Here is a 15,467-nt window from a genome sequence, read left to right as displayed (position 1 = left end):
CGAATCGGTGGCCTTGCCGGGGTGGCCGGTGAGTACGAGGATCCCCCCGATCGGACAGGTCGACCAGGAGGGGGAAGCAATGGGGTTCTGGGGGTCTCTCGCCCGCGCCGGGCTCGTGCTGGCGTTGGCCGGGGTGGGGTTCGCGGGGACCGCGCAGGCGGCGACCGCGGGTCCGCAGCTTCTCGTGAACCGCACCGCGGGGCTGCTGGACGGGGACATCGTCGAGTTCTCGGTCAAGGGCGGCCCGCCCAAGGCGTACGTCTGGGTCGAGCTGTGCGCCCCGGACACGGTGGCGGGTGCCTGTGACGAGGACACCGCCCGCCAGTTCCGCGTCCTTCCGGACGGCACCCTTCAGGTCGCTCCGAAGAAGCTCTACGCCCAGCTCGCCACCGGCTCGGGCCCCTTCGACTGCCGCACCGCGGCCGCCGACCGGCCGTGCCGGCTGGCCCTGACGGACAACACCGGGGCCGTCCTCACCACCGTCCCGCTGCGCTTCCGCCCGCACGGCGCCCTCGAGGCGGCGCCCACGGTACGGGTGAACCCGTACGAGGGTCTGGTGGACGGCCAGTCCGTGCACGTCACGGGGCGGGGCTACGAACCGCGGTACCACTCGGTGGTCCTGGAGTGCGCCGCGGGCTCCCCGGACGCCGGCGCCTGCCGTACCCGGGGCCGCCCGCCGGCCACCACGGACCAGGGCCGTCTCGACGAGACGCTCACCCTCTCGGCGACCTTCACCGCCAACGACGGCCGCACGGTCGACTGCCGTGTCGCGCCCGGCTGCGAACTGGTGGTCCACGGCACCCGGGTCCGGGGCCCGGAATTCGTGAAGCACCCCCTCCACTTCGCGACGGCACCCGCCCCGGCCGGCGGCTGACGGCTCCCTGAGCACGGCCCGGCCCCCGCGAGTGCTCGCGGGGGCCTCGCCATGCGCATCCTCGGGGGGCGGTTCTTCGTTGGGCGCGGGGTGGGGGAGGGCTTCGGGGGCTTCCGGTTTGCCGCTTCTTGGCTCGATGTTTGCCGTCCGGACCCTGGAACGCGAGGGTGTGCGAAGGCGAGTTCAAGCCAATCACCACATGATGGATCAGCTTTCGGTCATGGGTGCCCCACCGGCCACTCGGCTTGTGCCACGCCTCTTTTCTGTCAGCGGCAGACAGGTAGGCTCAGCGAGCTGGCCGGGCCCGGTCAGTGACGGGGGGAGATCCATTGGGTGAGCGGCTCAGCTTCAGAATTCTTGGTCCACTTATGGCCACCGCGGGGGAGCGGACGGTTCCGGTAGGAGGTGCCCGGCAACGTACGATTCTGGCCCTTCTGCTCCTGAGTCCCGGGCGGATTGTGCCAGTTGACACACTTGTCGATGTAGTGTGGAACGGGAGGCCTCCTGCCACCGCGCGGACCCAGGTGGCCATCGTGATCGCCGCTCTGCGCAAGGCGTTCAAGGCCGAGGGAGTGGCCGACGAGGTCATCGTCACCGCGCACCCGGGGTACCTGCTGCGTGCGGAGGGGCACGCGCTGGACACCGTCACCTTCTCGCGGCTGGTCGCCGAAGCGGAGATCGCCGTCCGCGAGCAGAGACCCGCCGACGCCGCACGTTCGTACGCCGAGGCGCTCGCGCTGTGGCGCGGCCCAGCGCTGGCCGGGGTGACCGGCCAGCTCGTCGAGGACGAGGCGGCCCGCTGGGAAGAGGTCCGCATCAACGCCTACGAGGCGATGACCGGGGTCCAGCTGGAGCTCGGCCGGCACCAGCTGCTGCTGCCCGAACTGGCCGCGACGGTACGCGAACACCCGCTGAGGGAACGCACCCGCTACCACTTCATCCTGGCCCAGTACCGAGCCGGGCGGCGGGCCGAGGCGATGGAGAGCTTCCGGGAGGCGCGGCGCCACTTCATCGACGAACTGGGCATGGAACCCGGCCCCGAACTCCAGGAGCTGCACGACGCGATCCTGCGCGACGACCCCTCACTGGGGGCGGTGCCGCTCGATGCCGTGCCGGAGGCCGCCGCAGCGCGCGGGCACGTCGTACCGTCCGAACTGCCACCCGACGTCCCGGGGTTCGCGGGGCGCGCCGAGGAACTCGACTCGCTCGACACCCTCGTGGGCGAGGGCGACGGCGGCCGTACGCCCACCGTCGGGCTGATCACGGGCGTCGCGGGCGTGGGAAAGACCGGTCTCGGTGTCCGCTGGGCGCACCGGGTTACCGAACAGTACCCGGACGGGCGGCTGTTCGCCGACCTCCGCGGCTATGACGAGCACCACGCCCCGACCACGGCCGGCGACATCCTCAGCCGCTTCCTGCGTTCCCTCGGTGTCGACAGCGACGACGTGCCCAACGGCCTGGAGGACCGGATCGCGCTGTACCGCAGCGTGCTCGCGGAGCGCCGGGTGCTGATCGTCCTCGACAACGTCCGCACCTTCGCGCAGATCCGCCCGCTGCTGCCCGGCGGGGGCGGCAGCACCGTGCTGGTGACCAGCCGGGAACAGCTGGAGCAGCTGGTGACCTGGCCGCAGCGGGCCCGGGTCCACCTGGGGCTGCTGCCGCAGGAGGACGCCGTCGAGCTGCTCGGCCGGATCGTCGGGGAGGGCCGCGTCCTCGCCGCGCCGGCCGAGTCGGCGCGGCTGGTCGAGCTGTGCGACCGGCTGCCGCTCGCGCTGCGCATCGCCGCCGCCCGGCTGGCGTCGAAGCCGCACTGGACGGTGCGGCACCTGGTCACCCGGCTCAGCGACGGGCGCCGCCGGCTGGACGAGCTCAGCCAGGGCGAGTCCCAGATCCGGGCCAGCTTCGAGCTGAGCTACCGCTACCTGCACAAGGACGCGGCCCGGCTGTACCGACTGCTGGGGCTGCTCGGCGTACCCGACTTCACGGCGTGGGTCGGGGCCGCGCTGATGGACCAGGACGTACTGGACGCCGAGCGGCTCATAGAGCACCTCGTGGACGCCCAGTTCCTGGAGGTCGTCGGCGTCGACGCCACCGGGCAGCTGCGCTACCGCTTCCAGAACCTGATGCGGTTGTACGCGGACGAACTGGCCCGGGAGGAAGAGAGCGAGGAGGACCGGCTCGCCGCCTGCGACCGGGTCTTCCGGACCTGTCTGACCATCGCGGAGGAGGCGCACCGGCGCGAGTACGGCGGTGACTACGGCATCGTGCACAGCGAGGTGCCCCGGCGGGAGATCGACGCGGTCCTGCTGGAGGAACTCTTGGCGGCGCCGCTGGAGTGGTACGAGGCCGAGCGGCTCTCGCTGGTCGCCCTGGTCGAGCAGACCGCCCGGCTGGGCCTGTCCGACCTCGCCTGGGACCTGGTCGCCTCCATGACGGTTCTGTTCGAGTCGCGCAACTACCTGGAGGACTGGCGCCGGTGCAGCGAGTACGCGCTCAAAGCGGCACGCAGTGCGGACAACCTGCGTGGCGAGGCGGCGATGGAGCAGCAGCTCGGCGCCGTCGACCTGCGGCTGCGGCGGCTCGACCAGTCCGCCGAGCGGCACGAGACGGCCCTCGACCTCTACACGCGGGCTGAGGATGCCCTGGGCCGGGCCCTGGTCCTGCGCAACCTCGCGGTGATCGACCGGATCCGGGGGGAGTACGGCCGGGCCGTGGACCGGCTGGGCGAGGCACTTCCGGTGTTCCGTGCGGCGGGTGACCGGGCCTCGGAGGCCTACGTGCTCAACGGGATGGCCCAGCTCGCCCTCGACCAGGGACAGCCGGAGGCTGCCGTAGAGCTGGGTCTGGACGCGGTACGGGTCTCCGAGGCCATCCAGGGCGGCGTCTCGCGCAGCCTGGCGCAGGGCACGTACCGGCTGGCCAGCGCGTACCTGGAGCTGGGCCGACTGGAGGAGGCCGAGGTGGCCTTCGCCCGGGCGGTGGGCATCGTGGAGGAGAAGTCCGACCTGCTCGGGCAGGCGTACGCGCTGCTGGGCCTGGCACAGACCCGGCACTCGGCGGGCGCCGCCGAGGCGGCCGAGCGGACCTTCCTGGGGGCGCTGGACGCTGCCAGACGCACCCGGAGCCCGATGATCGAGGGGCAGATCCGGCTCGCACTCGGCGAGGCCTACCGGGGGAGTGGGCGGGAGGACGAGGGGCGGGCCCATCTGCGGGCAGCGCTCGGCATCTTCCAGGGCATCGGCGCCCCGCCGTGGGAGGAGAAGGCGGCCCGGGCGCTGGAGCGGCCGGGTTCCGGCGACGTGCCCGCGGCCGGGGCGCGGGGGGAGAGCGCGTAAGCGTGCAATAACCCGGCGATAAGCCCGGTCCCTAGCGTCATCGCAGACGAGAAAACTGCCGAGCTGTGGAGTCTGCGATGTCACGTACGACCGGCGCGCCCTCTTTCGCCGTGATCCCCGGCGCCCAGGTGCACGAAGTCCTCGACGGCCGTGCGCCCGAAGTGGTCGGATTGATCGAATCCGCTTATCGGGTGCACGGCGAGGGCGGGACGGTCAATCCGCCGTCCTATTTCCTGCGCTTTCCCGACCGCCCGACCTCGCGGATCATCGCGCTGCCGGCGTCCATCGGCGGAGAGGCGCCGGTCGACGGACTGAAGTGGATTTCCAGCTTCCCCGAGAATGTGGCGGCCGGAATTCCGCGCGCCTCCGCCGTACTGATCCTGAACGACCCCGAGACCGGATATCCGCTGGCCTGCCTGGAATCCTCGATCATCAGCGCGGCGCGCACCGCCGCCTCCGCCGCGCTGGCGGCCGACCGGCTCAGCCCGGCCGGCGGCCGCCCGCGCCGGATCGGCTTCTTCGGCGTCGGGCTGATCGCCCGCTTCATCCACCAGTACCTGGCGGGCACGGGCTGGGAGTTCGACGAGATCGGTGTGCACGACCTGTCCACCGAGCACGCCGAGGGCTTCGCCGACTACCTCACCCGCTCGGGCGAGGAAGGCCCGGTCACCGTCCACGACAGCGCCGAGAAGCTGATCCGCGAGAGCGACCTGGTCGTCTTCGCCACCGTCGCCGGCACCCCCCACGTCACCGACCCGGACTGGTTCACCCACAACCCGCTGGTGCTGCACGTCTCCCTGCGCGACCTGTCGGCCGAGGTGATCCTCTCCGGCTTCAACGTCGTCGACGACATCGAGCACTGCCTCAAGGCCGACACCTCCCCCCACCTGGCCGAACAGCTCACCGGCAGCCGCGAGTTCGTCGACGGCACCCTCTACGACGTGCTCTCCGGGCAGCTTTCCGTCCCCGAGGACAAGCCCGTCTTCTTCTCCCCCTTCGGCCTGGGCGTGCTCGACCTCGCGGTCGGCCGGCACATCTACGACACCCTCCGGGGCCAGGGCGGCCTCACGGTCGTCGAGGACTTCTTCCACGAGATGCGCCGCTACGGCTGAGCCCTGCCCCGCCCTGCCCCACCCCGCGCCGTCCGCCCGGCGCACCACGGCCGCCCCGAACGGCCCCGAGCCATCCGAGGAAAGTGATTCAGTGACCACACTGCTCGACACCACCACTCGGGCGCCGGCCGATCACGGCCGGTCCCCCCTCCCCGTCAGAGTCGAGGAGACCGTCCTCGACCCGCACCCGCCCATGGAGCTGTACGAGGCCCTGCGGGCGCGGTTCGGGGAGGACGTGTTCCTCCTGGAGTCCCTGGAGAGCCCCGAGTTCGACGGGAACTCGGCGGTCGTCGGCTTCGGCCGGCTCGCCGAGCTGCGGATCTTCCCCGGGCGGATCTCCGCCGTCGGCGTGCCGCCCGTACTGGCCGAACTGTCGCGTGTCGCCGACGGCCTGGGCCTGGTCACCGGCCCCGGCGGCGACCGCCTCTTCGAGCGGCCCGAGCAGGTCTGGGACGTCCTGCGGGCCGTCCAGGCCTCCTTCGACGTCGACAGCACCCGCCCCGAGTACGCCTTCGGCTTCCTCGCCACCATCGGGTACGGAGCCGCCTGGTACATGGAGGAGCTGCCGGAGCGCGCGGTGGGCGCCGACGGCGGCCCCGACCTGGTCCTGACCCTGTTCCAGGACACCGTCTGGTACGACCTCGACGCCGGTACGGCCGTCCGCCTCGCCGCCCGCAGCGAGGCCTTCGGCCCCGACGGCGGCCCCGCCGCCCGTACCGACCTGGCCGGGATCGTCGAGCGGCTGACCGCCGGGATGGCCGAGCCCGCCGGGCGGACCCCGAAGGCCCCCGCACCCTCCGCCGTCCGCGACAGCACCGACGAGAGCGCCTTCCTGGCCCACGTCGAGCGCTGCCTGGGGCACATCGGCGTCGGCGACATCTACCAGATCCAGATCGGCCACCGCATCGAGGTGGACAGCGCGCTGACCCCCTCGGACGTCTACCGCCGACTGCGCGCCCGCAACCCCTCGCCGTACATGTACCTCGTCCCCCGCTGCGGCTCCACCCTGATCGGCGCCAGCCCCGAGGTGCTCTTCCGCACCGAGGGCGACCGGATCGTCATGCGGCCCATCGCCGGCACCACCCCCCGCAGCGGCGACCCCGAGGTCGACGGCCCGCGCATCGAGGCCCTGCTCGCCAGCGAGAAGGAGCAGGCCGAGCACGTGATGCTCGTCGACCTGTGCCGCAACGACATCGGCCGGGTCTGCCTGCCCACCACCCTCGACGCCCGCGAGGTGATGACGGTCGAGACCTTCTCGCACGTCTTCCACCTCGTCTCCACCGTCGAGGGCCTGCTCGCCCCAGGCGAGGACACCTGGTCGGCGCTGAAGGCCACCTTCCCCGCCGGAACCGTCACCGGCGCCCCCAAGATCCGCGCCATGGAGATCATCTCCGAACTGGAGAGCGATTCCCGGGGCATGTACGCGGGAGCCGTCGGCCTCGTCGACGTCCGCGGCTGGTCCCGCCTCGCACTGTGCATCCGCACGGTCACCCACGACGGGTCGACGTACTCCACCCAGAGCTGCGCCGGCATCGTCGCCGACTCCTCGCCCGCCGCCGAGTGGCGCGAGACCCTGCACAAGATGGGGGCGGCCTACTGGGCGCTCACCGGTGAGGAGCTGCTCCCGTGAAGGTCCTGCTCGTCGACGCGTACGACAGCTTCACCCACATCATCGACCAGTACCTGCGCACCCTCGGCGCCACCACCGAGGTCGTCCGCTCAGGCACCGAGAGCCCCGACGAGCTCGCCGCGCGCCTGCCCGACGCGGTGGTCCTCGGCCCGGGCCCCGGACATCCCGCCGAGTCCGGCCACGTCGAGCTGGTGCACCGCTTCGCCGGGCGGGTGCCGCTCCTCGGGATCTGCCTAGGCCACCAGGCCATCGGCCTGGCCTACGGCGGCCGCGTACAGGTCGCCGACCGGCTCAAGCACGGCAAGACCAGCGAGGTCGCCCACGACGGCGCCGGGGTCTTCGCCGGGCTCGGCGAGACCATGACCGCCACCCGATACCACTCGCTCATCGTGGCCGAGCCGCTGCCGCAGGAGCTGATCGCCACCGCCCACGCCGTCGACGACGGCTACGTCATGGGGCTGCGCCACCGGACCCTCGCCGTCGAAGGAGTGCAGTTCCACCCCGAGTCGATCACGACCGTCGGCGGGCTGCGGCTCCTGGAGAACTTCCTCACCACCGCACGGACCCAGCCCGCAGACGCCCTCGCCCGGTGACAAAGGAGCAACTCGTGGACCACGTGGATTCCTGGCGGGCCCTGCCCGCGGCACAACAGCCCGAATGGCCCGACACCGCCGCCCTGGACGCCGTACGGACGCAGCTGCGCGACACCGTTCCGCTCGTCGTCGCCGCCGAGTGCGAGCAGCTCAAGCAGCGGCTCGGCGCCGTCGCCCGGGGCGAGGCCTTCCTCCTCCAGGGCGGCGACTGCGCCGAGACCTTCGCGGACGTCCGGGAGGACTCCGTACGCCGCAAGGTGCGCACCCTGCTCCAGATGGCGCTGGTCCTCCAGTACGCCGCCTCCGTGCCCGTCGTGAAGATCGGCCGGATGGCGGGCCAGTACGCCAAACCCCGCTCCAAGCCCACCGAGACCCGCGGCGGGCTGACCCTGCCGGCCTACCGGGGCGACGCCGTCAACGGCTTCCCCTTCGAGGAGGCCGAACGCACCCCGGACCCGGGCCGGCTGCTGCGGATGCACCAGGCGGCCTCCGGCACGCTGAACCTCGTACGCGCCTTCACCACCGGCGGGTACGCGGACCTGCGCCAGGCGCACGCCTGGAACCAGGACTTCGTCGCCCGCTCGCCCGTCGGGGCGCGCTACGCGGAGCTCGCCACCCAGATCGACCAGGCACTCAACTTCATGCGGGCCTGCGGGGCCGACGAACGCATCCAGCACGCGGTGGAGTTCTACGTCAGCCACGAGGGCCTGCTCCTGGAGTACGAGGAGCCGCTGGTCCGCGAGGACCCGGCGACCGGGCGGCTCTACTCGGGCAGCGGCCACATGCTGTGGATCGGGGAGCGGACCCGCGACCTCGACGGGGCGCACGTGGAGTTCTTCTCGAAGATCTCCAACCCGGTCGCGGTCAAGCTCGGCCCCACCACCGACTCTGACACGGTGCTGCGGCTCATCGACCGGCTCGATCCCGAACGGGAGCCGGGCCGGCTCACCTTCATCGTCCGCATGGGCGCCGGCCAGGTCCGCGACCGGCTGCCCGAGCTGGTGGAGAAGACGGCCGCGGAGGGGGCGCCGGTGGCGTGGGTGAGCGATCCCATGCACGGCAACACCTTCGAGGCGCCGTCGGGGCTCAAGACCCGCCGCTTCGACGACATCGTCGACGAGGTGAAGGGCTTCTTCGAGGTCCACCGCGAGCTCGGGACGCATCCCGGGGGCGTGCACCTGGAGTTCACCGGGGGCGATGTCACCGAATGCGTGGGCGGCGGTGAGGAAGTCAGCCTGGAGGAACTGAGCGAGCGCTACGAATCCACCTGTGACCCCCGGCTCAACCGGACCCAGTCGCTGGATCTGGCCTTCCTGGTGGCTGAAATGTACCGAGAACGCTGAGCCTCCGCTTCACGTTTTTATCGTCGGCCGGACCGTGAGGGGTATTCGAGTACCTCTCCAGCAGTTCCGGTCTGCCGGTCAAGGGGTGTCCCGGTGCTCGTTATCGTCCTCGGGGCACCCTCTGACCAGCGGTTATATCGGCATTATCGAAATGCTCCAGCCCCTGAAGACGCAGCGATATCAGCTCGAAGCCGCTCCTTCCTAGTGTTCTTCTCACCGGAACGGACCGGAACTCGAGCAGGACTCAACGGGGGAGAAGAACCGAGATGCAGAACATGTGGCGCACCCAGGTCAAGCGGATCATCGTTGCGATCGTCCTGGCGGTGGCAGTAGCGGGCGGGGTGCAGATCGCCGAAGAGGGATCCCACGCCGCCCCGGTCAGCATCACCGCCGACGGAACCCCCCGCACCGCGCCCGTCCCTGTTCCCACCACCACGTCCGAATCCGGAGAATGGCACTGATGGACCGAAACTGGAGCACGCTGCTGGAGACCCTGCTCGCCGGCCGGGATCTGGCCGCCGCCGACACCGGCTGGGCCATGCACCAGGTGATGCGCGGTGAGGCCACCGACGCGCAGCTCGCCGGCTTCCTGGTCGCCCTGCGCGGCAAGGGGGAGACGGTGAGCGAGCTGGAGGGCCTGGTGCGCGCCATGCTCGACCACGCGGTGCCCCTCGACGTACCCGGTGCCACGGTCGACGTGGTCGGTACCGGGGGTGACGGAGCGAAGACGGTCAACATCTCGACGATGTCCGCGGTCGTCGCGGCCGGCGCCGGGGCCCGGGTCGTCAAGCACGGCAACCGGGCGTCGAGTTCGGCCTCGGGATCGGCCGACGTGCTGGAGGCGCTCGGTGTGACCCTGCGCCTGGCGCCGGCACGGGTCGCGGCCCTGGTGGAGGAGGTGGGGATCACCTTCTGCTTCGCCCCCGACTTCCACCCCTCGATGCGGTTCGCCGCGCCGGTCCGCAAGCAGCTCGGGATCCCGACCGTCTTCAACGCCCTCGGGCCGCTGACCAACCCGGCGCGCCCCACCGCGCAGGCGGTCGGCGTGGCCGACGCGCGGCTGCTCCCGCTGATCGCGGGGGTCCTGGCCCGCCGGGGCGGCAGCGCCCTGGTCTTCCGGGGGGACGACGGGCTCGACGAGCTCAGCGTCACGACCACCTCGACGGTGCTGAGCGTCGAGGGGGGAAGGGTCCGGGAGGAATCCTTCGACCCCCGCGAGATCGGCATCGCCTTCGCTCCGGTGGACGCCCTGCGGGGAGCCGACGCCGTGCACAACGCGGCGGTGGCCCGGCGGCTGTTCGCCGGCGGGGAGCCTGGGCCGGTGCGCGACGCGGTGCTGCTCTCGGCGGGCGCCGCGCTGGCCGCGGCCGAGCCGGCCGGGGGCCGTACGGTCACCGAGCGGCTGCGCGGGGCGGTCGCCCGCGCGGCGCAAGCCCTCGACTCCGGGGCCGCGGAAGCGGTGCTGGACCGCTGGGTGCGGGCGTCGGCCGGACATGCCGAGGCGCCGCTCGCCGCGGCGGGGCGCTGAGCAGGCGGTACACGCACGACACGCACGACATGCACGACACGTACGACGACGCGCCGCCGCGCGGCCGTGCCGGTCCCTGGGAGGGGGACGGTACGGCCGCGCGGCCGGTGGCGGTCCGGGTCCGGGCCGGTGGCTCAGGTGGTGGCCGCCTTCGCCGGCAGTCGGACGGGTTCGTGCACCAGGGGTCCGTCGGCGACGTCGTCGGCCTCCTTCGCCGGCGGGACCCCCCGCCGGATCCAGGACAGTGCGGGAGAGGTGATCGCGGTGGTGAACAGGGCCATCAGGACCAGCATCGTGAAGAGGCCCGGTCCGATGACCCCCAGTTCGAGCCCGAGGTTCAGCACCACCAGCTCGGTCAGGCCGCGGCAGTTCATCAGGGCGCCGATCGACATGGCGTCCCGCCAGGACTGGCCGGTGGCCTTCGCCGCGGTCGTGCTGCCGCCCCACTTGCCGAGGAAGGCGACGACCATGATGGCCAGGGCCCACAGCCACATCATCGGGTCGGCGACCACCAGCCCCACGTCGGTGCGCAGACCGGTGTTGACGAAGAACAGCGGGAGCAGGATCGGGATGGTGAAGGCCCGCAGCCGGGCCGCGCACAGCTCGATCACCCGCGAGCCGCGCGGGGTGATCACCCCGAAGACGAAGGCGCCGAACAGCGCGTGCACGCCGATCTTGTCGGTGGTGAAGGCCGACAGGCACAGCCCGCTGAACAGCACCACCAGGACGACCGAGTCGACGGTACGGGCGGCCCGTACGGCCCACTTGGCCAGCAGCGGCCGGACCGCGTAGATCATGAACGCCAGGAACGCCGCGGCCAGGGCCGCCGTGGTGAACGCCTCGATGGGGGAGCTGCTGGTGCTGACGGCGACCACCGCGGCCAGCAGGCACCAGGCGGTCACGTCGTCCACGGCCGCGCAGGCCATGGCGAGGGCGCCGATACGGGTGTTGTAGAGCCCCCGGTCGGTGAGGATCCGGGCGAGCACCGGGAACGCGGTGATGCTCATGGACACCGCGATGAACAGGACGAACGCGAGCTTGGAGACCCCTTCGGGCGCCAGCGTGTCGTACATCAGCAGGGCCAGCCCCGAGCCGAGGAGCAGCGGGAGCGCGATGCTCGCCTGACTGACGGCGATGGCGGTACGGCTGTGCCCGCGCAGGGCCGAGAGGTTGAGCTCCAGGCCCACCAAAAACATGAACGCCAGCAGACCGATGTTTCCGAACGCCCCGGTGAACGGCAGGACCGTCCCGGGGAACAGCCATGTCTGGGCCGCGGGCCACAGCCAGCCGAGCAGCGACGGCCCCAGCAGGATGCCCACGGCGATCTCACCGACCACGGGCGGCTGGCCGAGCCGGCGGAAGAGCATCGCGCCGGCCTTGCACGCGATGATGACGGCGGGGATCGCGATCAGCAGATCGGGCAGCGGGTCACGGGCGGACACGGGCTGCTCCCTTCGGAGCCGAAGGAGCCGCGGCGAGCGGGGCGGGTATCGCCGGCAGGGGAGGGGCCGCGGCGGGCGGTCCTGGGACGGCCGTGGCATCGGTCCAGCGGGCGTATCTGCGCTTGCCGAAGAGCAGGGGTTCCTCCGCGTCGTGCTGGGAGATCCGGTTGACCCGGACGAACACCGCGGTGTGGTCCCCGAATTCGACGGCCCGGGTCACCTCGCCGTCGGCTATCGCGTGCGAGGCCTCCGTCAGGTGCGGGCCGCCGGCCCCCAGCGGAAGGCGCCACTCGACCTGCCCGAAGCGGTCCGGGGCTCCGGACGCGAACAGGTCGGACACGGGACGCGCGTTCTCGTGCAGCAGGTTGACGGCCACGTGCCCGGTCTCCAGGACGGCCTGCACGGTCGGGCTCGCGGTGCGCAGGCACAGCACGATCGTGGGCGGGGAGAGGGCGACACTGGCCAGGGAGCTGCAGGTCATACCGCGCGGCTCGGAATCCGCACCGATCGTGGTGATCACCGAGACGCCGGACGGGAACGCCGACATCAGAGGCCTGATGTCGGCTTCGACCGCGCCGTCGGACTGGCCGGCGCGGACGGACGGGGACGGCTGGGACGCGTGGGACATGTCTGGGTACTCCTGAGGCTGGGGTGCGGCGCGGGCCCGGAAGCCGGAGGGAGGGGCCGGCTCCGGGCCTGCGCACCGGAAGGAAGCGACTACGTACTAGCCGTGCAGCTTGCGCAGGTAGTCGTAGGTGCTCGGCAGCGTGTCGAGGAGGTGCTCCTGCTCCTGCTTGACCTTGCCGAACATGGCCTCGGCACCCGCCACGGAATCGGGCTTGTGCGCGAGGATCGGCAGCGGGGCGTCCGGCTCCAGACCGAGGCCGGCGAAGACGCAGTAATAGCTGCCGTTGGTCCAGAAGTTGCGGAACTCGGCCTCGAAGTTTCCGTAGTACGTCGACTCGTCGGCGATCGGGGAGTTGATCGCCAGACCCGCCTTGTACGCGGAGATCTTCTCCTGGATGTTCTTCGGGAGGGTCAGTTCCTTGTTCGCCCGCCAGAACGGCGTGTCATTGCGCGGCGCGTAGTAGAAGTGCGCCTGGATGAAGTCGCGGGTGTCGTCGAACATCACCTCGATCTCGTGGTTGAAGCTGTTGGCCAGCTCCGGGTTGAAGTTGCGGTCCGGGAAGTGCTTGGCCAGCTGGTAGATGGCCGCGGTGATGAAGTAGATGCCGGTGGACTCCAGCGGCTCCAGGAACGCGGAGGAAAGGCCGATGCTCACCACGTTGTTCACCCAGGCGCGGCGGTTGCGGCCCACCCGGAACTTCACGTGGTTGAACTTGGTCGTCTCCGGGTCCAGACCCCAGAGGGCGCTGAATTCCTCGGTCGCCTCCTCCTTCGTCGTGAACTTGCTGGAGTAGACGTAACCGGAACCGAAACGGCCCAGCATCGGGATCTTCCAGGTCCAGCCGGAGGTCATCGCGATGGCGGAGGTGTACGGCTCGATGCCGTTGGCCTCGTCGTCGTGCGGGACCGCGGTGGCCACGGCGCTGTCGCACAGCAGGTGGTCGCTCATGTCGATGAACGGCTCTTCCAGGGCCTGGTTGATGAGCAGGCCGCGGAAGCCGGAGCAGTCCACGAACAGGTCGGCGTCGAGGACCCGGCCGGCCTTGGTGTGCAGGGCCTTGATGAAGCCGCGCTCGTCCTTCTCCGCGTGCGTCATCTCGTCCTGGACGTGGTTCACGCCCTGCTTCTCGGTGGCGAAGCGGCGCAGGAAGTCGGCGACCAGAGCGGCGTCGAAGTGCCAGGCGTAGCGGGTGGACGGGGTGCCGTCGATCCACTTCGGGGACTTCTTCGCGTCCATGACGGGGGGCTCGCGGAAGCACGCGTAGTCGAACGGCTCCTCGGTCAGGCCCTCCAGCTTCCGCTTGGCCCAGTAGTGCGACATCGGGACGTTGTCGCTGTCCGGCAGGATGCCGAACGGGTGGTAGAAGTGGTCCGGGCCGCCGTTCTCCAGCTCACGGGCGTTCGGCTCGCCCTGGCCGCCGGTGCGCCAGTTGACGAAGCGGACGGCCATCTTGAAGCTGGCGTTGCACTCCCGCATCCACTCCTCCTCGGCGATGCCGAGGTAGTCGAAGAGGACCTTGTGGAGGTTCGGGACGGTGGCCTCGCCGACACCGATCCGCGGAATCGCGGGCGCCTCCAGGACGGTGATGTCCACGGTGCCCTGGAGCGCCTTGCCGAGATAGGCGGCGGTCATCCAGCCGGCGGTACCGCCGCCGAGGATGACGACTTTCTGAATGCGCGAGTCGGTGCCGGTCATGTGAGGGACTCTCTCTTCCGTCTTCATGGGGAGTTCCGTGGTGCGATGTGGAAGAGATTCCGGCCACCGGCTATGCGCCACCTATAACCAGCCGTATGGCATCGGTATAGCGGATTGGCCGAATCTCGGCACGCTGTATCCGCACCCCGCAACTCCCAGCAGAGGATGGCTGCATCAGATGCCGTACGACGAAGGGACGAAGGGAATCCTCTCTACCGTGGGAGGAACTCCGCTCATTGAACTGGAGCGTCTGCTGCCGGGCCTCGGCTCGCGGGTGTTCGCCAAGGTGGAGCGGTTCAATCCCGGAGGAAGTATCAAGGACCGCTCGGCACTCTCGATGGTGCTGGCGCGCATCAGGACCGGGGAACTCGTTCCCGGCAAATCCACGGTCATCGAGTCGAGTTCGGGCAATCTCGCCATCGGGCTCGCCCAGATCTGCGGCTACTTCGGACTGCGTCTCATCTGTGTGGTGGACGCCCGGACGACCCGGCAGAACGTGGCGATCCTGCGGGCCTACGGGGCCGAGGTCGAGATCGTCGTCGACCCCGATCCCGCCACCGGCGAACTCCTGCCGGCCCGGCTGCGCCGGGTCGCCGACCTCGTCGCCGAGACACCCGACTCCTACTGGCCCGACCAGTACTCCAACCCGCTCAACCCGATCGCCCACCAGGCCACGATGCGCGAGATCGCCGAGGCCCTCGACGGCCGCGTCGACCAGCTCGTCGTGGCGGCCGGCACCAGCGGCACCCTCGGCGGCTGCGCCGAGTACATCCGCCGGCACGGCATGACCACCACCATCAACGCGGTGGACGCCATCGGCAGCGTGCTCTTCGGCCCGCAGGAACGCCGCACCCGGCTCATCCCGGGCCACGGCGCCTCCGTCGTGCCCCGCCTGCTGCGTCCCTCGGACGCGGACCGGGTCATCCACGTCGGCGACCTCGACTGCGTCGTCGGCTGCCGCCGGCTCGTCCGCCACGAGGCGGTCCTCGCCGGCGGCTCCTCCGGCGCCGTCGTCGCGGCGCTGGAGCGCATAGCCCCCGACATCATCCCCGGCTCCAACGTGGTGCTCGTGCTGCCCGACGGCGGCGACCGCTACCTGGAGACGATCTACGACGACGCCTGGGTGCACCGCCAGTTCGGAGAGGTCTCGCACCTCTGGAAGGAGCCCCTCACCGTGGGCAACACCCCGCACCTGGTCGATATAGGCCACCGATAGCGGCCGCTCCCACCATCGAGTCATCGGTGACAACGCGACACCCCCACCATCTCGACCCCACCGGGCGTCCA

The 15,467-nt window shown here is 71.0% G+C and carries 12 protein-coding genes; 9 read left to right on the top strand and 3 right to left on the bottom strand.

Features of this window, described 5'->3' with window-relative positions:
- The first annotated feature begins 79 nt into the window (after nucleotides 1–79).
- From OOK31_RS08140 to trpD, 8 genes are all read left to right on the top strand, one after another.
- The gene (locus tag OOK31_RS08140) at nucleotides 80–874 is read left to right on the top strand and encodes a neocarzinostatin apoprotein domain-containing protein (RefSeq protein ID WP_267011659.1); all 795 of its coding nucleotides are present in this window, start codon (nucleotides 80–82) and stop codon (nucleotides 872–874) included.
- Nucleotides 875–1,242: 368 nt separating this feature from the next.
- Nucleotides 1,243–4,209, top strand: coding sequence for a BTAD domain-containing putative transcriptional regulator (locus OOK31_RS08135; RefSeq protein ID WP_267011658.1), 2,967 nt, complete (start codon nucleotides 1,243–1,245; stop codon nucleotides 4,207–4,209).
- A 77-nt stretch (nucleotides 4,210–4,286) separates the two neighbouring features.
- Nucleotides 4,287–5,321, top strand: a complete 1,035-nt coding sequence (sbnB, locus tag OOK31_RS08130; RefSeq protein WP_267011657.1) for a 2,3-diaminopropionate biosynthesis protein SbnB — start codon at nucleotides 4,287–4,289, stop codon at nucleotides 5,319–5,321.
- A gap of 91 nt (nucleotides 5,322–5,412) precedes the next feature.
- Nucleotides 5,413–6,951: an anthranilate synthase component I family protein gene (locus OOK31_RS08125; protein ID WP_267011656.1), complete on the top strand. Its 1,539-nt coding sequence runs from the start codon at nucleotides 5,413–5,415 to the stop codon at nucleotides 6,949–6,951.
- Complete coding sequence (locus tag OOK31_RS08120; RefSeq protein ID WP_267011655.1) at nucleotides 6,948–7,544, top strand: aminodeoxychorismate/anthranilate synthase component II; 597 nt, start codon at nucleotides 6,948–6,950, stop codon at nucleotides 7,542–7,544. The genes OOK31_RS08125 and OOK31_RS08120 overlap by 4 nt, the downstream gene beginning before the upstream one ends.
- 23 nt (nucleotides 7,545–7,567) lie before the next feature.
- Complete coding sequence (locus OOK31_RS08115; protein ID WP_267011867.1) at nucleotides 7,568–8,887, top strand: class II 3-deoxy-7-phosphoheptulonate synthase; 1,320 nt, start codon at nucleotides 7,568–7,570, stop codon at nucleotides 8,885–8,887.
- Between the two features lie 266 nt (nucleotides 8,888–9,153).
- Complete coding sequence (locus tag OOK31_RS08110) at nucleotides 9,154–9,348, top strand: hypothetical protein (protein ID WP_267011654.1); 195 nt, start codon at nucleotides 9,154–9,156, stop codon at nucleotides 9,346–9,348.
- Nucleotides 9,348–10,415: an anthranilate phosphoribosyltransferase gene (gene trpD / locus OOK31_RS08105; RefSeq protein WP_267011653.1), complete on the top strand. Its 1,068-nt coding sequence runs from the start codon at nucleotides 9,348–9,350 to the stop codon at nucleotides 10,413–10,415. Before OOK31_RS08110 ends, trpD begins: the two co-directional genes overlap by 1 nt.
- Before the next feature lie 134 nt (nucleotides 10,416–10,549).
- Here trpD and OOK31_RS08100 read toward each other — a convergent pair whose 3' ends face one another.
- From OOK31_RS08100 to OOK31_RS08090, 3 genes are all read right to left on the bottom strand, one after another.
- Nucleotides 10,550–11,857: a cation:proton antiporter gene (locus OOK31_RS08100; RefSeq protein ID WP_267011652.1), complete on the bottom strand. Its 1,308-nt coding sequence runs from the start codon at nucleotides 11,855–11,857 to the stop codon at nucleotides 10,550–10,552.
- Nucleotides 11,844–12,485: a flavin reductase family protein gene (locus tag OOK31_RS08095; RefSeq protein ID WP_267011651.1), complete on the bottom strand. Its 642-nt coding sequence runs from the start codon at nucleotides 12,483–12,485 to the stop codon at nucleotides 11,844–11,846. Before OOK31_RS08095 ends, OOK31_RS08100 begins: the two co-directional genes overlap by 14 nt.
- A 96-nt stretch (nucleotides 12,486–12,581) precedes the next feature.
- Complete coding sequence (locus OOK31_RS08090) at nucleotides 12,582–14,180, bottom strand: tryptophan halogenase family protein (protein WP_267011650.1); 1,599 nt, start codon at nucleotides 14,178–14,180, stop codon at nucleotides 12,582–12,584.
- A 178-nt stretch (nucleotides 14,181–14,358) separates the two neighbouring features.
- Here OOK31_RS08090 and sbnA point away from each other — a divergent pair, with 178 nt between their 5' ends.
- Nucleotides 14,359–15,396: a 2,3-diaminopropionate biosynthesis protein SbnA gene (gene sbnA / locus OOK31_RS08085; protein WP_267011649.1), complete on the top strand. Its 1,038-nt coding sequence runs from the start codon at nucleotides 14,359–14,361 to the stop codon at nucleotides 15,394–15,396.
- The last annotated feature ends 71 nt before the right edge of the window (nucleotides 15,397–15,467 follow it).

It is taken from the genome of Streptomyces sp. NBC_00249, from assembly GCF_026342355.1.
Lineage (GTDB): Bacteria > Actinomycetota > Actinomycetes > Streptomycetales > Streptomycetaceae > Streptomyces.
This window is presented reverse-complemented; position numbering and strand designations above follow the sequence as displayed.